The following is a 22027-nucleotide window of genomic DNA, read 5'->3' on the forward strand; positions in this document are numbered from 1 at the left end:
TATTTTGATTATCTAAAACAGTTGATGAAGGGAGATTTTGGGCCTTCTTTTCGATATCGTGATCATTCGGTTAATGATCTAGTTGCAACTCATTTACCAACATCAGCTAAGCTTGGCATTATTTCTTTTATTTTTGCTCTGATAATGGGTGTGATTGTGGGGATATTTGCAGCCTTGAAGCAAAATAGTTGGTGGGATTATTTAGTTATGAGTTTTGCAATGACAGGTGTTGTAATTCCGAGTTTTGTTATTGCCCCTATTTTGGTTTTAATTTTTGCAATTACATTGCAATGGCTACCTGCAGGCGGGTGGAAAGGAGGGCAATGGCAAAATATGATTCTACCGATGTTAGCTTTATCTCTTTCTTATATTGCGAGTATAGCAAGGATTACGCGTAGCTCAATGATCGAGGTCTTACATTCTAACTTTATTAGAACAGCACGCTCGAAAGGATTACCACTTCGAGCCATTGTTTGGAAACATGCTCTGAGACCTGCTTTGTTGCCTGTTATTTCATATTTAGGACCTGCCTTTGTTGGTATTGTCACAGGTTCTTTAGTCATTGAATCAATTTTTGGCCTGCCTGGTATCGGTACATTGTTTGTAGATGGTGCGTTGAATCGAGATTATTCTACTGTGTTAAGTGTCACAATTTTAGTAGGCACATTAACGATTGTATTCAATGCTATTGTTGATATTTTATACGCCGTCTTAGATCCTAAGATTCGTTATTAAGGAGTAAAGATGAAATTAACAACAGTACAGAATCAAGCTATGGTTGAGATGGCTGACAATTTAGAAATCAAAGGACGTAGCTTGTGGCAAGATGCTCTGAGGCGATTTATTAATAATAAGGCTGCAGTTGCTAGTCTGTTCATTCTAAGTTTAATTGCAATATTTGTGAGTATTGCACCGTCTTTATCTGAATACAGTTATGATCACACCGATTGGGGAATGATGTCGAGTCCGCCTGAAATAGAGGAAGGACATTATTTTGGCACAGATTCCAATGGTCGAGATATTTTTGTTCGCGTCGCTGTTGGCGGTAGAATTTCATTATTGGTAGGAATTTCAGCAGCATTAGTGGCTGTTTTAATGGGAACTTTGTATGGATCTGTTTCAGGCTATTTAGGTGGCAAAATTGATTCAATTATGATGCGGGCTTTGGAAATATTAAATTCATTTCCTTTTACCTTCTTTGTGATTCTATTGGTGACTTTTTTTGGGCAAAACCTTTTTTTAATCTTTTTAGCCATCGGTATGGTTTCCTGGCTTGATATGGCTAGAATTGTGCGTGGGCAGACTTTAAGTTTAAAAAATCAAGAATTTATAGAGGCTGCAAAAGTTTATGGTGTACCAACTTGGGCGATTGTGTTTCGTCATATTGTGCCAAATGTTTTGGGTGTTGTGGTGGTTTATGCATCTTTATTAGTACCTAATATGATTTTATTTGAATCCTTTTTGAGCTTCCTAGGTTTGGGTGTGCAAGAGCCAATGAGTAGTTGGGGATCATTATTGAATGATGGTGCAAAATCCATGGAAGTTGCTCCATGGCTACTGATTTTCCCTGCGGCTTATCTCACAATTACACTCTTTTGCTTTAACTTTATTGGTGATGGTTTGCGTGATGCGCTTGATCCGAAAGATCGTTAGGAGGAATGATGTTGAAGAGGCTATTAACGGTCAAAGATTTATCCGTACAATTTAAAACACCTGAAGGTTTTGTGACTGCGGTGAACGAACTCAACTTTTCTTTAAATGTTGGAGAAACATTGGGGATTGTTGGAGAATCAGGTTCAGGCAAATCACAAACAGCTTTTGCATTGATGGGATTATTGGCTAAAAATGGGCAAACATCAGGCTCAGCATTATTGAATGATCGAGAATTATTGGGCTTAAAAGAGAAAGCGCTAAATAAAATTCGTGCCGAAGAAATTGCCATGATCTTCCAAGATCCAATGACATCACTAAATCCTTACATGAAAGTGGGCGAGCAGTTGATGGAGGTGCTGAAATATCACAAGGGTTTATCGAAATCTGAGGCTTTCAATGAATCTGTACGGATGTTGGATGCAGTTAAAATGCCAGAATCTAGGAAAAGGATGGGCATGTATCCTCATGAATTTTCAGGTGGTATGCGTCAACGTGTAATGATTGCAATGGCTTTATTGTGTCAGCCAAAGTTATTGATTGCTGATGAGCCCACAACTGCGCTCGATGTCACTGTGCAAGCTCAAATCATGGGATTATTAAATGAATTAAAATATGAATTTAATACAGCAATTATTATGATTACGCATGATCTAGGTGTGGTTGCGAGTGTTTGTGACAAAGTGCTTGTGATGTATGCAGGACGCACTATGGAATATGGCACAGTGCAGGATATTTTCTATCGACCAACGCATCCTTATACGTTGGGTTTACTAGAAGCTATTCCAAGTTTGGATGATGCTAAGGAAGAATTGCATACAATTCCTGGAAATCCGCCAAATTTATTACATTTACCGAAAGGCTGCCCATTTGTACCAAGATGTGAATTTTCGATTGAAACATGTTTATCAAAACCACCAAAATTAGATTATTTTGGTGAATATCAACTGCGTGCATGTTATAGAAAAGTAGAGGAATTGAAGGCATGAGCAATAAGTTATTGGTTGTGAATGATTTGAAAGTATATTTCTCTGTGCGTGATCGGCAACAAAAATTTTGGGAAAAGCCTCATCAATTGAAGGCAGTGAATGGTATTAATCTTCAATTAAAACAGGGCGAAGTACTTGGTATTGTTGGTGAATCTGGTTGTGGTAAATCAACATTGGCGCGTGCTTTAATTGGATTAGTATCATCTACAGATGGCAAAATTATTTGGATGGGTAAAGAGATCAATCCCAATGATCAGCGAATGATGAATATTGTTCGTAAAGATATGCAGATGATTTTTCAAGACCCATTGGCATCTTTAAATCCAAGAATGACGGTGGGTGATATCATTGCAGAACCTTTAAAAACACATCATAAGCACCTATCTAAGGCTGAAATTAAAGGGAGAGTAGAAGCCATAATGGCTAAAGTTGGATTATTACCAAATTTAATTAACCGCTATCCCCATGAGTTTTCAGGGGGACAATGCCAACGAATTGGTATTGCACGCGCTTTGATTTTAGAGCCAAAAGTAATTATTTGTGATGAGCCTGTGTCTGCATTGGATGTCTCGATTCAGGCACAAGTAATCAATCTTCTTAAAAGTTTACAAAAAGAGATGGATTTGTCATTAATTTTCATTGCCCATGATTTAGCTGTTGTTAAGCATATTTCTGATCGTGTAATGGTGATGTATTTAGGCAATGTTGTAGAAGAGGGCAGTAAATATGAGGTTTATCATAATACACGACATCCTTATACTAAGGCGTTGATGAGTGCGGTTCCGATTGCAGATCCTGATGCATCAAAAAATAATCAGATTATTTATTTGATGGGTGATTTACCTTCACCCATTCATCCTCCGTCAGGCTGTGTTTTTAGAACTCGTTGTCCGTCTGTTATGGAAAAATGTAGTGAAATTAAACCTAATCTAGAATTCGTTAATGAAGATTCAATGCATCAAGTTGCATGTTTATTAGAAAAATAATTTGCAAAAAAAACGCCCTGTTTTTTCAGGGCATTTTTTATCTTAACACTTTGTAAAAATGGGAAATAAATAGCAATTTTTATGTACGATTATTTGTTCGATTTTTTCAATCAATCAATGTTAAATATAAAAAAATATTGTGTAAATTAAAATGAGCCGTTATCATAACTCGCTTCTATGACATGAAGAAGCTATGTCACAAAGCACGTAAAACTCTCACTTCTGAGAGGGACGTGTTTTTTTTTGCCCAAAAAAAATGACGAGTGAAATTAATAGGAAAAAGACGAAATGACAATGCCAGCAGTATTAGTTTTAGCAGATGGAAGTGTGTTTGAAGGCACTGCCATCGGCGCAGAAGGACAAACGGTCGGTGAAGTAGTATTTAACACTTCAATGACTGGCTACCAAGAGATTTTGACAGATCCATCCTATGCAAAACAAATAATTACATTAACATATCCTCATATTGGCAACACAGGCACCAATGGAGAAGATGAAGAATCCAATTCTGTTTATGCAGCAGGTTTAATTATCCGTGATTTGCCATTGCTTGCTAGCAATTTCCGAAGTACTGAAAGTTTAGGTGATTATCTAAAGCGCCACAATGTGGTGGCAATAGCTGACATTGATACGCGTAGATTAACAAGAATTTTACGTGAAAAAGGTTCGCAAGCAGGTTGCATCATCACTGGTGATAACGTAGATATTGCTAAAGCACAAGCGGATGCAATTGCATTTGGCAGCATGGCAGGCTTGGATTTAGCGAAAGAAGTCACGTGTGAAAAAGCATACGAATGGACGCAAGGTGAATGGCATTTAGGTGAAGGTTTTAAAGAAGGCATTCAGCAGCCTTTACACGTTGTAGCTTATGACTTTGGTGTAAAGCGCAATATTTTAAGAATGCTCGCTGAACGTGGTTGCCGCTTAACAGTTGTGCCAGCACAAACACCAGCAAGCGAAGTTTTAGCGATGAATCCAGATGGCGTATTTTTATCCAATGGCCCGGGAGATCCTGAACCATGTGATTACGCAATCAAAGCAATTCAAGAGATTTTAGCAACGAAAAAACCAATATTTGGTATCTGTTTAGGTCATCAATTGTTAGGTTTGGCTGTGGGTGCTAAAACTGAAAAAATGACGTTTGGCCATCATGGTGCAAACCATCCAGTGCAAGATTTAGCTACAGGCAAAGTTGTGATCACAACGCAAAACCATGGTTTTCAGATCAATGAATCAAGTTTGCCAAACAATGTAGAAGTAACACATAGATCATTGTTTGATCAATCAGTGCAAGGCATCAGTTTGAAAGATCAAGTAGCATTTTCTTTCCAAGGTCATCCTGAAGCAAGTGCAGGCCCTAATGATGTGGCTTATTTATTCGACCAATTCATCAACAGCATGCAAGCTAAATAGGAGGATATCATGCCAAAACGTACAGATTTAAAATCCATTTTAATCATTGGTGCAGGCCCAATTGTGATTGGCCAAGCATGTGAATTTGATTATTCTGGTGCTCAAGCTTGTAAAGCATTGCGTGAAGAAGGTTTTAGAGTAATCTTAGTGAACTCGAATCCTGCGACCATCATGACAGATCCTGAAATGGCGGATGTGACTTACATCGAGCCAATCACATGGCAGACAGTTGAAAAAATCATCAAAAAAGAACGCCCTGATGCAATTTTACCAACAATGGGCGGTCAAACTGCATTGAACTGTGCACTGGATTTAAGCCGCAATGGTGTATTAGCGAAATATAATGTTGAATTGATCGGCGCAACAGAAGATGCGATCGATAAAGCTGAAGATCGTGGCCGTTTTAAAGAAGCGATGGAAAAAATCGGTTTAAAATGTCCAGAATCTTATGTTTGCCACAGCATGAATGAAGCATTGGCAGCACAGATGAAAGTTGGCTTCCCAACGTTGATTCGCCCATCATTCACAATGGGTGGTTCAGGCGGTGGTATTGCTTATAACAAAGAAGAATTTTTAACGATTTGTGATCGTGGTTTTGATGCATCACCCACCCATGAATTATTGATTGAGCAATCAGTTTTGGGTTGGAAAGAGTATGAAATGGAAGTGGTGCGTGATAAATCAGACAACGCAATCATCATCTGTTCTATTGAAAACTTTGACCCAATGGGTGTTCACACGGGCGATTCAATTACTGTCGCGCCTGCACAAACATTGACGGATAAAGAATACCAAATCATGCGTAATGCAAGCTTGGCTGTTCTTCGTGAAATTGGTGTAGATACAGGCGGCTCTAACGTTCAGTTTGCAGTGAATCCTGTGAATGGTGACATGATCGTGATCGAAATGAATCCACGTGTTTCTCGTTCATCAGCATTGGCATCAAAAGCAACAGGTTTCCCAATTGCTAAAATTGCTGCAAAATTGGCGATTGGTTACACATTGAATGAGCTACAAAATGACATTACAGGTGGCAAAACACCCGCATCGTTTGAACCTTCAATTGACTATGTTGTGACAAAAATTCCGCGTTTTGCATTTGAAAAATTCCCAGAAGCGGATGATCGCTTAACAACGCAGATGAAATCTGTGGGTGAAGTGATGGCGATGGGTCGTACTCTGCAAGAATCAATGCAAAAAGCATTGCGTGGTTTAGAAACAGGTTTATGTGGTTTTGATACGCGCACGACTGATAAAGCTGTAATTCAACGCGAATTAGGTAATCCAGGCCCTGAACGTATTTTGTATGTGGCTGATGCTTTCCGTATTGGAATGACGCAAGCTGAAGTCTTTGATATCTCTGCGATTGATCCTTGGTTTATGATGCAAATCGAAGATTTAGTGAGCGAAGAAAAATCGATTGCAGCAGGCTCTTTACAAGATCTAGATTTTGCTACATTCCGCCGTTTGAAGCGTAAAGGCTTCTCTGATAAGCGCATTGCACAGTTGTTGAATGTTAAAGAGCAAGCGGTACGTGAAGCACGTTATGCTTTGAAATTGCACCCGGTTTATAAGCGCGTAGATACGTGTGCGGCTGAATTTAACACGGATACTGCTTACCTCTATTCAACGTATGAAGAAGAGTGTGAAGCAATGCCGACTAATAAAAAGAAAATCATGATCTTGGGTGGCGGGCCTAACCGTATTGGCCAAGGGATCGAGTTCGATTATTGTTGTGTTCATGCATCATTGGCGCTTCGTGAATCAGGCTTTGAAACAATCATGGTGAACTGTAACCCTGAAACTGTTTCAACGGACTTTGATACATCAGATCGTTTATATTTCGAGCCGTTAACATTGGAAGATGTGCTAGAAATCGTACGCGTTGAAAATCCTTATGGCGTGATCGTACATTACGGTGGTCAAACACCTTTGAAATTAGCGAATGCTTTGGTTGAAAATGGCGTGAACATCATTGGTACATCAGCAGATAGTATTGATGCGGCAGAAGATCGTGAACGTTTCCAAAAAGTGTTGAACGATTTAGGTTTAAAACAACCGCCAAATCGTACAGCGCGTAACGAAACTGATGCAATTGTATTGGCGAATGAAATTGGTTATCCATTGGTTGTGCGTCCTTCTTATGTATTGGGTGGCCGTGCGATGCAGATCGTTTATTCTGATGATGAATTGCGCCGTTATATGAACGAAGCTGTTCAAGTTTCAGAAGATAGCCCTGTATTATTAGATTTCTATTTAAGCCATGCGATCGAAGTGGATGTTGACTGTGTATCAGATGGCAATGAAGTTGTGATCGGCGGTATCATGCAGCACGTTGAACAAGCAGGTGTTCACTCAGGTGACTCAGGTTGTTCATTGCCTCCTTATTCTTTGAGTGCGGATATTCAAGATGAAATTCGTCGTCAAACTAAAGCAATGGCAAAAGCATTGAATGTAATTGGTTTAATGAACGTTCAGTTTGCTGTACAAGATGGTGTTGTGTATGTATTAGAGGTGAATCCTCGTGCATCTCGTACAGTACCATTTGTGAGTAAAGCAACAAGCGCACCTTTGGCAAAAATTGCAGCGCGTGCAATGGCAGGTATAAGCTTGGCTGAGCAAGATTTCCATGAAGAGATCATTCCTGATTATTACTCTGTGAAAGAAGCTGTGTTCCCATTCATTAAGTTTCCAGGTGTGGATACAATTTTAGGCCCTGAAATGCGCTCAACAGGTGAAGTGATGGGCGTTGGTAAAACGTTCTCAGAAGCTTACTTGAAAGCACAAATGGGTGCAGGTGAACGTATTCCAAAAATGGGTAAAGTATTCATTTCGGTGCGTGATGAAGATAAAGCAGACTTGGAAACAATGGCGCGTAACTTCCAAGAGCAAGGCTATGGCTTATGTGCAACAGGTGGAACAGCGCAGAAATTATCTGAATTAGGTTTCTATGTTCAGAAGATTCATAAAGTGGCAGAAGGTCGCCCGCATATTTTAGATTACATCAAAAATGGTGAAATTGCTGTGGTTGTGAATACTGTTTCCAGTGATGCAAAAGCAATTGCGGATAGCCATGCAATTCGTCGCACTTCCATCAACTTGCGTGTGCCTCTGTACACAACATTGGCAGGTGGTGAAGCTGTGAGTGAAGGTGTGAAAAGTATGTTTGCGATGGATGTTTACTCAGTTCAAGAGTTGCATGCTAATATTCGACAATCATAAAAAATAAATTATCATTAAATGATGGATAAGCATTAGTAATGAAGCTTATCCATCACTCAAAGTGCCCCAATTCATTTTCCCAAATGACGATGGTATAAATGAGATCACTCAGCCGTTGTTTATATTTTTCAGTTAAACAATTCAGCATTTTAATTTCTTGGTTATTAGGGTCATTAATTCCTGTAATAATTTTACATTCTGTGCGTATCAGTTGTTTCCAATAAAATTGTGATTGATCTAGAACTTTTTGATACTCTTGTGGAAAAAAGGTATAAAGTTTTGGGTAAAACTGCTCAATAGTTGCTTCTGCATTTTTAAGATTAGTTTGTTCACAAGTTAACATTGCTTGATGAGTTAAATAATTATTACAATTTGTGATGTCTAATTCAGGAAATCTAGAACGAGCATCCTCAGCAAAAGCGAATATGGTTAAGAACAGTAATATGGTTAGATTTAATAAATATTTTCTCACAGTTACTGATCCTGTTGTGTGAAAGGAAGAGGAAGCTTGTCGGATTGCTCTAAGACAATTTTAAAACTTCCTAATTTTTCTTCCCAAATCATAACAATATAGATAAGGTGTTGTATTCTAGATTTTATTCGATGTGTGAGGCATTGTTTTTCTGCAATTTTTTGAGTCTCAGGATCTTCATTAAATCGATATGTGTCAATCATGCATTCAGCTAAACTAAATTTTTCCCAATGAGATTGTGAGTCTTGTAAAAACTGCTTATATTCATTAGGTAAAAAAAGATGAATATTGATGTAGAAAATTGCAAGAGCTTCCTGAGCAGCATAAAAATTGTTATTTGTACATTGATAAATTTCAGATGTTGTCGTGTATTGTGTTGAGCAATGATCTTGAATAAGGATTGGAAAACGATCAACTGCAAAACTCATTGTAAGATTACCAAGTAACAGAATGGTAAAAAAAATATTTTTCATATCATTAAAGTGCCTTATTAAATTTATATATGAAAATAGATACTGAGTTATCAATAGAATTAATAATTTTTAAATATTTATGCTGAAATTTTATTGATTCGATGAAATATTGAGAATGTTTTCTAGTTTTTAGAATAAAAAAGCAATAGTTCACTTCCCCCATTGCTTTTTAGCATGATTTTTATACAGCTGCAATAATTTTAACTTCCATTTTCCAATTCGGGCGCATTAATCCTGCTTGAACAGTACAGCGCACTGGAGAATTATTAGGGTCAACCCATTCATCCCAAGCACGGTTCATATCATCAAAATCTTCATGGTTTACTAAGAAAATAGTAACATCTAAAATTTTACTTTTTTCACTGTGATTTTGGGCTAAGACGGAATCAATATCTTCTAAAATACTCTTCATTTGTGCATAAGCACAGTTGTCTTCAACAGTTGGTACAGATGTATAATAAAGAGTTTGATTGTAAGTTACAGCGTCTGACATTCTTGGACCTAAATTAAAGCGCTTAATCATATTTTCCCTCATTTTATTGATAAAAGATCAGCAGGATTGCCGGAAGGATTATACTGAATTTTGATATGAAAATCGCGAATGATCAATGTCAATCATTCACAGCTTTTTAAATGTTTATCATAATTATTGTATATTGAATAAATATTTTTGTTAACTAATGTAAAAAATAGTGTTAGTGTATCGAACTTCTCGATTTTGAAAAGAGTCAATTTGTAGTGCGATAAAGTACACAAGTCAGTGTTTTCAAGCCATTTTCAATATTTATGTTGTATTTTGGCTTGCATAATATTTAAAAAGTATTGAAAAATATATTCAGAGTAATTAAGGAGCTAGCATGGAAGCAACGCTACACTCACGTAAGTTTAAATTTAGTTTGGGCGTACAAATTATGATCGCTTTGGTGATAGGGATCATTGTAGGGTCAATTTTACATGGTAGTACAAATCAAGCATGGGTGATTGATAATATTTTAAATCCTGCGGGACAGATTTTTATCAAAATGATTCAAATGATTGTGGTTCCGATTGTGATTTCAACCTTAATTGTTGGGATTGCCGGTGTAGGTGATACTAAAAAATTAGGTAAATTGGGACTTAAAACAATTGTTTATTTTGAAATTGTTACGACAATTGCAATTGTATTAGGAATCTTTTTGGCAAATGTCTTTCAACCTGGAGTTGGCATTAATATGCAAGAACTTTCTGCCGTTGATATTTCATCCTACCAAGCGACTACAGCAGCTGTAGAATCAAGCCATCATGGTATTGCCTCAACTTTGTTATCAATTGTGCCACATAATGTGATTGAATCAATGGCGAAAGGCGATATGTTGCCTGTGATTTTCTTTTCTGTTTTATTCGGTATGGGGTTATCTTCATTATCTGAAGATAAGAAAGAGCCATTGCTCAAAGTATTGAACAGTATTTCAGAAACAATGTTCAAAGTGACTAATATGATCATGTTATATGCTCCTATTGGTGTATTTGCGCTTATTAGTGCAACAGTTGCAACTTTTGGTTTTGCCTCATTGTATCCATTGATTAAGCTAGTTTTATTAGTTTATGGTGCGATTATTTTCTTTGCGGTCGCCGTTTTAGGTGGTATTGCTTATTATTTTAAAATTAATATCTTCACAATTATGAAGTTATTAAAAGATGAATTATTGCTTGCATATTCAACCGCAAGTTCTGAAACAGTCTTGCCAAGAATGATGGACAAACTAACGCAGTATGGGGTACCAAGTTCAATTACAAGCTTTGTGATTCCTATAGGTTATTCATTTAATTTAGATGGTTCAACGTTATATCAAAGTATTGCTGCGATTTTTATTGCTCAGCTATATGGTATTGAACTAAGCATTATGCAGGAAATCATTTTAGTTTTTACATTGATGTTGACTTCTAAAGGCATTGCAGGTGTACCAGGTGTATCATTTGTTGTTTTATTAGCAACATTAGGTAGCGTTGGTATTCCTGTCACAGGCCTAGCATTTATAGCAGGTGTGGATCGTATTTTGGATATGGCACGTACCGCTTTGAATGTAGTCGGTAATGCGTTAGCTGCAATTATTATTGCTAAATGGGAAAATTGCTTTGATGATGATAAAGCTGAAAATTATTTCTTAGATGATGAAGCAGATAAAGTCAAAAAAGACTTAGGTTTGAATTAATCATCATCTATAGGCAAAATGGTCAAAAACCCTAGTTAGCAAGATTAACTAGGGTTTTTATTTGGTTTGGATAATTATTTTGAGTAAATTTTGTTACCTGCAATATAAGTTGCACTAATTGCACGATCATCGCCCAATGTCATTTGAATGAACAGTGCTTCTTCTAAGCTGTTGGCATAACGCATTCTATAATCAATGATTGGTGTAGATTTTAGATTAATTATCGCCAAATCTGCTTCCATGCCAACAGCTACTGTACCAACTTTATCTTGTAAAGATAATGCTTCAGCAGTACCACGCGTTGCTAAATAGAATGTATGCAAAGCAGAGTAGGGTGAGCCATTCATTTGTGCTGCTTTATATGCTTCATTCATCGTTTGTAAAATAGAGAAACTTGTGCCCGCGCCTAAATCTGTCCCTAAACCAACTTTAATTGGACGGTTATTGGCTTTAGCATGATTCACATTAAAAGCACCAGAACCTAAAAAGAAGTTAGAAGTTGGGCAGTGGGCAACCGCAGCACCACGCTCATTGAGTACATGCAATTCACGATCCGTTAAATGCACACCATGGCCATAAATTGCCCGCTCACGCAATAGACCATAACGATCATAAGCATCTGTGTAATCGAGCGCTTCAGGAAATAGTTCTTTCACCCAAGCGATTTCGCCAATATTTTCTGAAACATGTGATTGAATTAATGTATCAGGGAATTCTTGTGCTAAGCTTCCAACCATTTCCAATTGTTCATGGGTAGATGTTGGTATGAATCTTGGTGTAATCACATATTCAGCACGGCCTTTTTTATGCCATTTTTCAATCAAAGCTTTCGATTCGTCATAAGCTTTTTGTGGCGTATCCAATAATGCTTCTGGTGCATTACGATCCATACAAACTTTACCCGCCATGATGCGCATGTTGTATTTTTCAGCTTCTTCAAAAATTGCATCGACAGATTGCGGGAAAATTGTACAGAATACAGTAGAGCTTGTGACACCGTTGCGATGCTGTTCTTTTAAGAAAATTTCTGCAACTTCTTTAGCATGATCTTTATCTTTAAAGCCTTGCTCAGCGATGAAAGTATAGTTATTCAACCAATCAATTAATTGTTCGCCGTAAGATGCGATGATCTCTGTTTGTGGATAATGCACGTGGCTATCAATGAAGCCTGCGGTGATGATGCTATCTGTATATCGCTCAATCGGTAGATCATTCAATGTTGGTAATAATTTATCAGCATCATCCACAGCTGAAATTTTTCCATTTTCCATCACAATGATGGCATCTTCTTTATAGATTAAACATTCTTCCATTGGGTGGAAAAAAGGATCTTTTTGGAACGTTAAAAGGGCGCCACGAATGGCAGTTTTGTTTGGTTGCATTGTGATTCCTATTTATTTTTAGGTAAAGATTAATTTGGGTAGAATTGCGGTATCATATCAATAAATGACAGATTTTAAAGAGTGACATGGAACAGAAAAGAGATTTGATTGATACGATTGTATCGGATTGGGAAAATATTGGTTCAACATTGAATACGGATGGTACACAAGTTGTAGGTAGGATTGTGCGTTTATCCACATTGATTAGCCGTAGAGTTGAAGAAAACTTAGCCAAGTATGAACTCACAGCAGGTGAATTTGATGTGTTAGCGGCATTACTGCGCGCGGATAACCATTCATTGGCACCATTTGAATTGCAGGATTTAATGCTCGTTTCATCAGGTGGATTGTCCAATCGTATGAAGCGTTTAGAAAAATATGGTTGGATTTCACGTGCACAAGCGAAAGAGGATGGCCGCGGTGTTGCGGTTAAACTCACGCCAAAGGGTAAAGCACTCATTGAAGAAGCATCAATCTCTCATTTAGCATTAGAAAATGAATTGATTGCATCCATGAATAAAGCAGATGCTGAATCATTACAGCACCTGCTTCGTGGATTATTACTCGAGCTAGATAAAAAGTAATTAAGGTAAACTTAAGCCCGTTAAATCAATGGGGGATTGTTTTTGGCAAATGAGCGCAGATAATACAGCTGCACTACCTGCTGCTAATGTGAAGCCTAAGCTACCGTGACCAACGTTTAACCATAAATTGTTGTAACGAGTTTTGCCTAAAATGGGTGGGCCTTTTGGTGTAGAAGGACGCATGCCTGCCCAAACATCCGCCTCATCAACACCTTGAAGTTCAGGGAATGTAGATTTTACAGTTTTCTTTAATGCATCAATTCGATTTTGGCGGATTGAGGCATCATAACCAATGTCCACCATTGCGGCGATTCTTAAGCGATTACCTAATTTTGCATACACAGTTTTATGACCATAATCTGTCACACTTGCATTGGGTACAATGCCGATGTCCTCAGGGAATGGTACAGTTAAGCTGTAACCTTTTAATGGATAAATCGGCAATTTGATATCTATAGGATTCAATAATTTTGTTGCACCATTACCTGATGCAATCACCAATTCCTGCACGTCAATTGTGCCTTGAGTCGTTGTAATGCTGTGAATAGCATCACTACCATGAATGGCTGTCACTTTGGTATTGGTCATTAATGTGAATAACTCAGATTCTTTGAGTTTATTTAAAAGTGCAACACAATAGAGATAAGCATCAGCTGTTTCATCATTTGGCGCATAAATCGCACCTTTCAAATCAGCATAAGCATGCTTTAAGGATGGCTCTTTTTCTACAATTTGATCTTTATTCAATACTTCTTGGAAATCCGGATCAATTTTAGATGCGGCTTTATCAAAATCTGATTGATGGCGATGAATGATCATCTTGCCTGATTTTTTCCAACAGAAATCATCTAAATTATCATTTTCGCGCCAATCTTGTAGAATGCTTTGGCTTAAAAGAGATAACCTAAGGATATGGGAGCCATTAATTTTATTGGTTTTTTGATTACAGGCCAATGTGAACTGCATCAACCATTGCCACTGTTCTAAAGAGAAGCGAAAGCGTAGATTCAGTGGGGAATCTGATTGACCTAACCATTGAATACCTTGTAATGGCACGCCTTTATCAGCGAGTGGTGAAACATAGCGGTAGCTTAATTGTGCGCCATTAGCAAAGCTTGCGCCTTTGCCAACGCCATCTTCTTGATCAATCAACGTCACTTTTTGACCCGCTTTCACTAAAGCATACGCCAAAGAAATACCAATAACACCGCCCCCGATGATGGTGATCGTTCGCTCCATAACATCCTCATATCTTTTATTGAAACACTGAGAATCATTAGAGCGAATTATAAGGTTTCATACAATTGATTAGTTTTCGTTAGGGTATAACTTTTGGTTAAGAGATTGTGTTTTCTTCTCTAGGTAGGTTTTGAGAGTTTTTTGATAGTTATAAGCAGCTTTAGACAATGTCATGTCGGTACGATGTAATAAACAAATATCGAGATGCATTGCAGGTTCTAATGGATAAATCATTGATTTAGGTAGAATTTGCTCCGCAGAAAATATATCGCTGATTGTACATCCCAATGATAATTTTACAAATTCAGCTGCCATGTAATACGTTTGTACATTAAGTCGGAATGCTTGGAATTGGCGATGTTGTATGATTAATTGTGCGAGAGAATCTGTGCCAGGATGAATCCAACGTGATAAATCTATATCATCAATTTTGACTGGTGATATTTGGGGTTGGTCATCTAAATAAACTAAAGGTACTTGTGCTAAAGGCACAACGGTAATATTAGGATTTTTAACATGTTGAAAAGTAATGGCAAAGTCTAGATCACATTTTGCTAAGCGTTGTAGCATTGTTTCCGTATGGTCGGTACTAATATCTACCTTGATGGATGGATTTTCTTGGATAAATTGCGTTGTGACTGTTGGTACTAAGCTTAATCCTAAACTTGGAATACAACCAATGGATAATCGACCCTCAGGATTGATGGCAAGATTATCTGCCAATTCTTTTAAATGACCGAGTTCACTGTAAATGGATTGTGCTTTTTCAAAGAGAATATGTGCTTCTTTTGTGGGAATTAATTTGCCACTTTTACGTTCAAATAGGCTGAACCCTAAACGAAGCTCCGCATGCTTTAATGATTTACTAGCGGCAGGCTGAGAGATACAAAGCATCTCGGCTGCTTTGGTCAAAGAGCCACATAACATAATGGCATAGAAGATTTCTAAATGTCGGAGCGTCATAAACCCACTGAAGTAATTAATCTAAAGTGGGTATTTTAACGCATATTGATGTTTAGATGTGATTACCCACCTAATTTAGAACCAATTTCAATGAAGATTTTGATCAAAGCACTGTTGGAAATGTCCACGAAGAACGCGCCTACCATAGGTACAATCAAGAATGCCTTATGTGAAGGGCCAAACACTTTAGTGATGGCTTGCATATTGGCGATTGCTGTTGGCGTTGCACCTAAGCCAAATCCGCAGTGGCCTGCACTCATTACAATTGCATCGTAGTTGCTGCCCATTACGCGGAATGTTACGTAGATTGCAAATAGTGCCATTACAACAGTTTGGATCGCAATGATGATTAAGATTGGTGCTGCTAAACCTGCCAATTGTGCTAATTTTAATGACATCAATGCCATTGCTAAGAAGAATGATAATGCAACGTTGCCCAATACATCGATGGTTTCATCAGAAACTTGTCTACGGAATACGTGCGTTACGATGTTACGTAAAATTACACCTGAGAATAAGCACCATACAAATGTTGGCATTTGCATGATTGTATCTTTTGTTAATACATCTAAATAACTACCTACGCTGATACTGATCGCCAACATACCAACTGTTTCAGTGATGCTTGCTGTGTTGACTTTACGTTTAGCTGTTGGTTCTTCAAATGCTTCTTGTACTTCATATTCAGCTTCATTTTTTGGTTGTTTGACTTTCTTCAATAAATGACGTGCAACAGGACCACCGATTAAACCACCCAAAACTAAACCAAAAGTTGCACAAGCCATTGCTAATTCTACAGCGCCTTCTAAGCCATACTTCTCGGCCAAAACGGCACCCCAAGCTGCACCATTACCATGTCCGCCTGTTAATGTGATTGAACCTGCGATTAAGCCATAGAAAGGGTTTTGCCCTAGTGCTACAGCCAATCCCATGCCAACGATATTTTGTACAACGATCATTGCACTTACAGCAATCACGAAAATTACTAAAGGCTTGCCACCTTGGATTAAACGCGAGAAATCTGCACTCAAACCGATGGATGTGAAGAATACAATCATCAGCATTGTTTGTAGGCTACCGTCAAAACCAAAGCTAATGCCTGTTGTTTCTGATAATACTAATAGTGCAATTGCAACGATGAATCCGCCAGCTACAGCTTCTGGGATATGGTTATTTCTTAAAAATCCAATATGTCTGACTAATACTGTGCCTAATAGCAAAACAATTGTTGCTGCTACTAAAGTTAAATACGCATTTAACTGAATCATAGAATCCTCCTGAAAATATAGTGCTGTACTCTGCAACACTTTAACTACACAGAGGCTACTTGATTTTAATCAAGTTCGGTAATGAGTTTTTGTCGGTAGATCATAACCAAAAGTTATTGATATTAAAATATCAATAGTTAATGCAGATTTTTCTAAGACTTGTTGATATTGAATTACTTGAATATATCCTTAATCTTTGAAAGGGATGAGGTCAATCATTAGGGATGTAGTTGTATATGATTTCTTCAATGATCCAAGTTTTTTGGCTCATTTCAGTTTTCACTAAAACATCATCACCATCTTCTTTGCCCAAACAAGCACGCGCCATTGGCGAATCGATAGAAGTATATTTTCTATTATGATAGATCTCATCAGGGCCAACAATGCGAAAGAATAGTTCATTGTCATCATCGTCACTTAATCTAACCCAAGCACCAAAATAAACTTTGCCTTCTTGTTCAGGTGAATAATCTACGATACGCAGCACTTCTAACCGTTTGGTTAAATGATGAATTCTGCGATCAATACCACGCAACTTATGTTTATTTTCCTTGTAATCAGCGTTCTCACTACGATCGCCTAAACTCGCTGCCCATGCGACTTTTTGGGTGATTTCAGGTCTTTCTTCATGCCATAAAAAACGTAACTCTTCTTGCAAAATTTCCATGCCACCGCGCGTGACCAAGTTTGTTTTCATGTTATTCCACAGTTATTCATTGATATTGTGAGCATCATAGTTTGTTAAATCAAGACAAGCAAATAGAATTCAGATTTAGAATAATAGGCATAAAATGGATTTCAATAATGAGCTTATTTTATTATGATCTGGGCCTAGATATGCAATACTCTTGAGCTTATTCATAATCTATTCAATTAATTAAATACAATCATTGGTATAATGAATAGAATATGAATTGAAAACGAGGTTGATATGCCTAATAAAAAAGAAACTGCAATTTTAGTTCGTCCACGTATTTATATTGGTGATAATGCCACAATAGGGCCAGGGAAAATCGAGTTGTTAAAGGCATTGCAAACGGAATCCTCCATTACGGCCGCGGCAAAATATTTGAAAATTCCTTATAAAAAAGCATGGAACCTTTTGGATGCTCTTAACAAGACATTCAGTCAGCCAGTGTTTGAATCAACTGTTGGTGGTAAAGGTGGCGGTAAAACAGTTTTAACACCAATAGGTATGCAGTTAATTAAGTCTTATGAGGCGTTAGAAATTAAACTTAATGAATGTGTTGAAGATGAGCTGTTAGATATTAAAAAATTAACCAAAAATTAATTTTATGAGTCGTGAGAAGCTATAAAAATTTTACTGAAGATTTATTTTGTAAATATTTTTTGGTAGTTTTCTGCCAAAATTTATAAAAGACGGACTTCATTGTTTTATAAATATACCAATCACCGTTATCATTTAGCACTTGGAGATTATATTGATAAGGTTTATTGTTTTTGTATAGGACTTCTAGTTTTGCTCGGCCGGTTAATGCATAAAATATTAGGTAGATGAGTGTTGTAATATCATGATCAGTATGCTCAAAATGTTGATGGAAATGATCTAGATATAAAATACTTTCTGTTGCACTTGTATAGAGTACGATATCAAAACCATTAATATCATTTGTAAATATTTCTATTTGATCTTTGGTATCATCTTTGTAGCGAATCTCAGGATAAGGCTCTAATTTTTCAGTAATAAATTGGATGATATCATTATCGTCATTCATTATTATGATCCTTGCTGTTTTCATTATTTATGTTAATTATGATTTATTTTTTATTATTGTACTATTCAAGATAATATTCAACAATAATATTTATGCAAGAAATAATAATTTTTTGTTATTTGGTAATTTGGCTGTATTTAATAATTATAAAGCGGAGGTTAATATGAGAAAGCTCTTTTTGACATCAATATTATCAGTTTCATTATTGGGAATGTTAGGTTTGACTGCAGTGGCAGAAGAAGCAACTGTCGGTGATAAAATAGAAACTTCTATTAAAGAAGGTACTTCTTCAGTTGCTGAAGATGTGGGTGAAGCAGTAGATCAAACTATTGATGCAACAGCTGAAGCAAAAGAAAAAGCCTCTGATGTATTAGAAGATACAAAAAGTGATGTGAAAGTATTATCAAATGATTTGAATGATAAAGTTCAGAAGGACTTATAATATTAATTATTAATAAAGCCTACATTATAAAAAATGTAGGCTTTTTAATTGGTTACTGTATTTTTATTTGACCCATCATCCCCAAGGTTTCATGTTCAAAAATATGGCAGTGATACATGCGTAAACCTTTCTCGTTTTGAATAAAACGAATGGTTACTTTTTCATAAGGACGAAGATTCACAGTATCTTTGAAGCCATTAATCTCAGGTTTAGATTTTTGATTATTATAATTATGCTCAATCACTAAAAATTGAGTACCATGAATATGGAAGTTGTGATCCATGTGAGAGTTATTGAAAATTACCCATTCTTCCACTTCACCAGCTTTCACTGTAACATCATTACGATTCATATCGTGCATTTTGCCATTCACCAAGAATAGTAATTGGCTATGATTCATCACTTCTGTATATTCTATTAATCGCTTGATGGATGGTTTTGCATAAATAGGCAATTGACGAATATTTTTAGGTAAAGTCGCTGATGCATTTTTTTGTAAATTAACTGTTGCCAAGGTCATATCGGGATCAGGCGGTACCATACCCATTTTGCCGCGATCATAAGCTAAAGATTTCAATGCTACTGTGCTTGTTGAAGTTGGTATAATCAACAATTCAGCGCGCTCACCAGGTGTTAATAATAGCTTTTGAAGCTCTTGTGGATTTTCTAGGAAGCCTCCATCAGTCGCAATGATATAAATTTTTGTATCTGCCAATGTTAGATTTAAGAACTTAGCCGAGCAGGCATTCCAAATACGGATGCGTGTTGGTTCTGTAATATTTAATATTGGCTTGAATACACCATTCATCAATAGGAATTGGCCTTCACGACCATTCATCCAATCATTGAAGGTATTCTCTGCAATTTTGCCATTAGCTTGGAGTTTAAGATCGGAGAATAGCCAATTTTGCTGTGCAAATTTCTCATAAGGATCGGTTTTAGATTTTACAATAAAAGTGCCTGCTAAACCACGATAAGCTTGTTCTGCAACTGTGTTATGCCCATGAGGATGATACCAATATGTGCCCGCTGTACCTTCAGGAATGGTGAATTTATATGTGCGTTTTTGGCCAGGTTTAACTTCATCTTGTGGATTACCATCTTGGTCAGCAGGCACTAAAATGCCATGCCAATGAATCGTTGTTGGTTGTGATAATTGATTATCCAAAGTGATTTCGACAGTATCGCCTTCATACACTTCAATAGTTGGACCGGGGATGGAATTATTATAAGCCCAAAAGTCAGTAGGTTTACCTTTGATCAATTCAATATTTACAGGCTTTGCTGTTAACGTTGCTTTGAATAATTTAGGTTCAGTACTTTCGTTTTTTAGTATTGGCAATAGAGGTAAATCTATCCCTTGTGGAATGGCAGAAGCAGGTAATAAATCTTTACTTGCATTTTGCATGACCTGAATATCTTGAGCTGTCAAAGTACGATTGCCTAATTGATAACTGGGAGAGATCATTTGTGTCATATCGTGGCTACCTTTGCCCATCATACTGTCATGATTCATGTTGCCCATTTTGTTATGTGCGCCATGTTTTTGGCCAAATGCTAATACATTAGTTGCAGCAATAGCGCCCGCAACAGAAGCTACGCGAATCATAAACGTTCTACGTTTCATTATAAAATCCTCATAATTTTAAATAAAATTTGTAATAAATTTTTAGCGATACAAAGTTTAAAAATTACGAGAATATGGGAGGTTTTTGGTCGTGAATGAGGTCAATAGAGTAGAGCGCATCATCTGAAAAAATATTTACTTGTTTAAGTATGATGTGAGAATGGCTGAGTTCAGTATTATTAAGGTTGCTGATGCCTAAAGCGCAAGACATCATTAATGCATCGCAGTAGATTTCACATTGTATGGGATGCTTATCAGAATGATGATTCATATGTAGACTATCTTGAGTCATTGTGTGATTAGATACATGTACGAAATTATCTTTGGCAACGAGTGCGAAAGAAAAGTTAGTCATGAGTACAGATAAAATGACTAATATTATGGGAAATAGCTTATGTTTCATCATGATGGACAGTATAACTGAAAGATATCTATGCTCAATTGTATTTACAGATGATTTACATTAATCTTAATGAATATGTTAAGTACTAAGAGGAATAATAATGAGCCAGAATGCACAAGATTTTTTAGCTGCCATTAAAAACAATTATGCTGAAGAAGCTAGTAAATATTATTTACAAGATCGCTCTGTAATTTTTGCTAAAGATGATCAAAAACGTACAGCTTTACAGATTGCTGCGATGAACCAATATTATGATTTGGTACAGTATTTAATTGCAATTGGCGTTGACTTAGATGAGCAAGACAATATGTGTTTTAACCCTTTTTTATGGGGTTGTATCCATAATGATTTAAAGCTTGTTAAAACTATGGTGGAAGCAGGTGCAGATTTAGAACGATTAACTCGTTTCGGAGGTAATGGATTAACACCAGCTTCTGAAAAAGGTAATGTGGAAGTCGTAGAATACTTGCTAACACAAACTGATATTAATCCTAATCATACAAACTACTTAGGTTGGACAGCATTGATCGAAGCTGCAACTTTGAAAGGAGATGATGAAAGGCAACAAAAAGTTGTTGAATTATTACTGACATATGGTGCTGATCCTAATATGGTTGATCCTTATGGTAAAACGCCTTTAACATTAGCGACAGACAAGGGGCATACTAATATTGCCAAGATTATAGCGTTACATGGTGGCATCTAATGGCGAGTAATCAACTTTATGCTATTAATTCTAAACATTATAGTGTGCGCCCTGAATGGGTTTGGTCAAAGAAAAATAAACGCTTAAATAAAGTTGCATCTTTACGAATTATATTAAAGTGTGATGAGGCTAATATTATTCAAAAATCTATGGCAACATGGTTAATAGAAATTGGCGCGATGAATAGATCAGCGAATATCTATGATATGGGTGGTTGTTGGTTGATCATTGAAAACAGTACAGATACAACAGTAGAGGTATTATTATCGTCAAGTGGGCA

21 protein-coding genes and 1 pseudogene are annotated in these 22027 nt (G+C 36.9%); 12 read left to right on the top strand and 10 right to left on the bottom strand.

What is annotated here, in order from left to right; translation table 11 throughout:
* From oppB to carB, 6 genes are all read left to right on the top strand, one after another.
* A partial coding sequence (oppB, locus tag BZK14_RS03085) for an oligopeptide ABC transporter permease OppB (protein WP_143691296.1) occupies positions 1-735 on the top strand: 735 nt, incomplete at its 5' end.
* Between the two features lie 9 nt (positions 736-744).
* A complete protein-coding gene (oppC, locus tag BZK14_RS03090) occupies positions 745-1653 on the top strand; it encodes an oligopeptide ABC transporter permease OppC (RefSeq protein WP_077925127.1) in 909 nt (302 codons plus the stop codon).
* 8 nt (positions 1654-1661) lie between these two features.
* Entirely contained in the window at positions 1662-2639 is a 978-nt protein-coding gene (gene oppD, locus BZK14_RS03095; protein ID WP_143691300.1) for an oligopeptide ABC transporter ATP-binding protein OppD, read from the top strand.
* Complete coding sequence (gene oppF, locus BZK14_RS03100; RefSeq protein WP_077925129.1) at positions 2636-3625, top strand: murein tripeptide/oligopeptide ABC transporter ATP binding protein OppF; 990 nt, start codon at positions 2636-2638, stop codon at positions 3623-3625. Before oppD ends, oppF begins: the two co-directional genes overlap by 4 nt.
* 288 nt (positions 3626-3913) lie before the next feature.
* Positions 3914-5038 carry a glutamine-hydrolyzing carbamoyl-phosphate synthase small subunit gene (gene carA, locus BZK14_RS03105; RefSeq protein ID WP_077925130.1) on the top strand — a complete coding sequence of 375 codons (1125 nt, stop codon included), beginning with the start codon at positions 3914-3916 and terminating at the stop codon, positions 5036-5038.
* Between the two features lie 9 nt (positions 5039-5047).
* On the top strand, positions 5048-8260 hold the full coding sequence (carB, locus tag BZK14_RS03110) for a carbamoyl-phosphate synthase large subunit (RefSeq protein ID WP_077925131.1): 3213 nt from the start codon (positions 5048-5050) through the stop codon (positions 8258-8260).
* 52 nt (positions 8261-8312) lie between these two features.
* Here carB and BZK14_RS03115 read toward each other — a convergent pair whose 3' ends face one another.
* The 3 genes from BZK14_RS03115 to BZK14_RS03125 form a co-directional block, all read right to left on the bottom strand.
* Entirely contained in the window at positions 8313-8732 is a 420-nt protein-coding gene (locus BZK14_RS03115; protein WP_077925132.1) for a lysozyme inhibitor LprI family protein, read from the bottom strand.
* A gap of 2 nt (positions 8733-8734) precedes the next feature.
* A complete protein-coding gene (locus BZK14_RS03120; RefSeq protein ID WP_077925133.1) occupies positions 8735-9205 on the bottom strand; it encodes a lysozyme inhibitor LprI family protein in 471 nt (156 codons plus the stop codon).
* A 181-nt stretch (positions 9206-9386) separates the two neighbouring features.
* A complete protein-coding gene (locus tag BZK14_RS03125; RefSeq protein WP_077925134.1) occupies positions 9387-9728 on the bottom strand; it encodes a RidA family protein in 342 nt (113 codons plus the stop codon).
* Between the two features lie 334 nt (positions 9729-10062).
* Between BZK14_RS03125 and gltP the strand changes: the two genes are divergently transcribed.
* On the top strand, positions 10063-11397 hold the full coding sequence (gltP, locus tag BZK14_RS03130; RefSeq protein ID WP_077925135.1) for a glutamate/aspartate:proton symporter GltP: 1335 nt from the start codon (positions 10063-10065) through the stop codon (positions 11395-11397).
* A gap of 74 nt (positions 11398-11471) precedes the next feature.
* Here the strand turns inward: gltP and guaD are convergent, their stop codons facing one another.
* Positions 11472-12779 (bottom strand): guanine deaminase, encoded by a 1308-nt coding sequence (guaD, locus tag BZK14_RS03135; RefSeq protein ID WP_077925136.1) that lies wholly within the window; start codon positions 12777-12779, stop codon positions 11472-11474.
* 86 nt (positions 12780-12865) lie between these two features.
* On the opposite strand from guaD, the gene BZK14_RS03140 reads away from it, so the two are divergent.
* The gene (locus BZK14_RS03140) at positions 12866-13363 is read left to right on the top strand and encodes a MarR family winged helix-turn-helix transcriptional regulator (protein WP_077925137.1); all 498 of its coding nucleotides are present in this window, start codon (positions 12866-12868) and stop codon (positions 13361-13363) included.
* Here BZK14_RS03140 and BZK14_RS03145 read toward each other — a convergent pair whose 3' ends face one another.
* The 4 genes from BZK14_RS03145 to greB form a co-directional block, all read right to left on the bottom strand.
* A complete protein-coding gene (locus BZK14_RS03145) occupies positions 13364-14602 on the bottom strand; it encodes a D-amino acid dehydrogenase (protein WP_077925138.1) in 1239 nt (412 codons plus the stop codon). It abuts the gene before it with no gap.
* Between the two features lie 69 nt (positions 14603-14671).
* Positions 14672-15565: a LysR family transcriptional regulator gene (locus BZK14_RS03150; RefSeq protein ID WP_077925139.1), complete on the bottom strand. Its 894-nt coding sequence runs from the start codon at positions 15563-15565 to the stop codon at positions 14672-14674.
* Between the two features lie 62 nt (positions 15566-15627).
* Positions 15628-16833, bottom strand: a complete 1206-nt coding sequence (gltS, locus tag BZK14_RS03155) for a sodium/glutamate symporter (RefSeq protein WP_281249059.1) — start codon at positions 16831-16833, stop codon at positions 15628-15630.
* Positions 16834-17044: 211 nt separating this feature from the next.
* Complete coding sequence (gene greB, locus BZK14_RS03160) at positions 17045-17530, bottom strand: transcription elongation factor GreB (RefSeq protein WP_077925140.1); 486 nt, start codon at positions 17528-17530, stop codon at positions 17045-17047.
* A 234-nt stretch (positions 17531-17764) separates the two neighbouring features.
* Between greB and BZK14_RS03165 the strand changes: the two genes are divergently transcribed.
* Entirely contained in the window at positions 17765-18124 is a 360-nt protein-coding gene (locus BZK14_RS03165; RefSeq protein ID WP_077925141.1) for a winged helix-turn-helix domain-containing protein, read from the top strand.
* Between the two features lie 19 nt (positions 18125-18143).
* Here BZK14_RS03165 and BZK14_RS03170 read toward each other — a convergent pair whose 3' ends face one another.
* A complete protein-coding gene (locus tag BZK14_RS03170; RefSeq protein ID WP_077925142.1) occupies positions 18144-18569 on the bottom strand; it encodes a hypothetical protein in 426 nt (141 codons plus the stop codon).
* Positions 18570-18732: 163 nt separating this feature from the next.
* Here BZK14_RS03170 and BZK14_RS13075 point away from each other — a divergent pair, with 163 nt between their 5' ends.
* Positions 18733-19011, top strand: a complete 279-nt coding sequence (locus tag BZK14_RS13075) for a hypothetical protein (RefSeq protein ID WP_143691298.1) — start codon at positions 18733-18735, stop codon at positions 19009-19011.
* 52 nt (positions 19012-19063) lie between these two features.
* Here BZK14_RS13075 and BZK14_RS03180 read toward each other — a convergent pair whose 3' ends face one another.
* Positions 19064-20638 (bottom strand): multicopper oxidase family protein, encoded by a 1575-nt coding sequence (locus BZK14_RS03180; protein ID WP_077925144.1) that lies wholly within the window; start codon positions 20636-20638, stop codon positions 19064-19066.
* Positions 20639-21141: 503 nt separating this feature from the next.
* Here BZK14_RS03180 and BZK14_RS03185 point away from each other — a divergent pair.
* The gene (locus BZK14_RS03185) at positions 21142-21747 is read left to right on the top strand and encodes an ankyrin repeat domain-containing protein (RefSeq protein WP_077925145.1); all 606 of its coding nucleotides are present in this window, start codon (positions 21142-21144) and stop codon (positions 21745-21747) included.
* Positions 21747-22027: pseudogene (locus tag BZK14_RS03190) on the top strand (hypothetical protein); the annotation flags it as partial. The gene BZK14_RS03185 and the pseudogene BZK14_RS03190, both read left to right, overlap by 1 nt.

Source organism: Wohlfahrtiimonas larvae, from assembly GCF_002006755.1.
Taxonomy (GTDB): domain Bacteria; phylum Pseudomonadota; class Gammaproteobacteria; order Cardiobacteriales; family Wohlfahrtiimonadaceae; genus Wohlfahrtiimonas; species Wohlfahrtiimonas larvae.

Excerpts from the sequence above, each read along its gene's own strand:
- oppC (WP_077925127.1), top strand. The coding sequence starts at position 745 with ATGAAATTAACAACAGTACAGAATCAAGCTATGGTTGAGATGGCTGAC.
- oppD (WP_143691300.1), top strand. The coding sequence starts at position 1,662 with ATGTTGAAGAGGCTATTAACGGTCAAAGATTTATCCGTACAATTTAAA.
- oppF (WP_077925129.1), top strand. The coding sequence starts at position 2,636 with ATGAGCAATAAGTTATTGGTTGTGAATGATTTGAAAGTATATTTCTCT.
- carA (WP_077925130.1), top strand. The coding sequence starts at position 3,914 with ATGACAATGCCAGCAGTATTAGTTTTAGCAGATGGAAGTGTGTTTGAA.
- carB (WP_077925131.1), top strand. The coding sequence starts at position 5,048 with ATGCCAAAACGTACAGATTTAAAATCCATTTTAATCATTGGTGCAGGC.
- BZK14_RS03120 (WP_077925133.1), bottom strand. The coding sequence starts at position 9,205 with ATGAAAAATATTTTTTTTACCATTCTGTTACTTGGTAATCTTACAATG.
- BZK14_RS03125 (WP_077925134.1), bottom strand. The coding sequence starts at position 9,728 with ATGATTAAGCGCTTTAATTTAGGTCCAAGAATGTCAGACGCTGTAACT.
- gltP (WP_077925135.1), top strand. The coding sequence starts at position 10,063 with ATGGAAGCAACGCTACACTCACGTAAGTTTAAATTTAGTTTGGGCGTA.
- guaD (WP_077925136.1), bottom strand. The coding sequence starts at position 12,779 with ATGCAACCAAACAAAACTGCCATTCGTGGCGCCCTTTTAACGTTCCAA.
- BZK14_RS03140 (WP_077925137.1), top strand. The coding sequence starts at position 12,866 with ATGGAACAGAAAAGAGATTTGATTGATACGATTGTATCGGATTGGGAA.
- BZK14_RS03145 (WP_077925138.1), bottom strand. The coding sequence starts at position 14,602 with ATGGAGCGAACGATCACCATCATCGGGGGCGGTGTTATTGGTATTTCT.
- BZK14_RS03150 (WP_077925139.1), bottom strand. The coding sequence starts at position 15,565 with ATGACGCTCCGACATTTAGAAATCTTCTATGCCATTATGTTATGTGGC.
- gltS (WP_281249059.1), bottom strand. The coding sequence starts at position 16,833 with ATGATTCAGTTAAATGCGTATTTAACTTTAGTAGCAGCAACAATTGTT.
- greB (WP_077925140.1), bottom strand. The coding sequence starts at position 17,530 with ATGAAAACAAACTTGGTCACGCGCGGTGGCATGGAAATTTTGCAAGAA.
- BZK14_RS03165 (WP_077925141.1), top strand. The coding sequence starts at position 17,765 with ATGCCTAATAAAAAAGAAACTGCAATTTTAGTTCGTCCACGTATTTAT.
- BZK14_RS03170 (WP_077925142.1), bottom strand. The coding sequence starts at position 18,569 with ATGAATGACGATAATGATATCATCCAATTTATTACTGAAAAATTAGAG.
- BZK14_RS13075 (WP_143691298.1), top strand. The coding sequence starts at position 18,733 with ATGAGAAAGCTCTTTTTGACATCAATATTATCAGTTTCATTATTGGGA.
- BZK14_RS03180 (WP_077925144.1), bottom strand. The coding sequence starts at position 20,638 with ATGAAACGTAGAACGTTTATGATTCGCGTAGCTTCTGTTGCGGGCGCT.
- BZK14_RS03185 (WP_077925145.1), top strand. The coding sequence starts at position 21,142 with ATGAGCCAGAATGCACAAGATTTTTTAGCTGCCATTAAAAACAATTAT.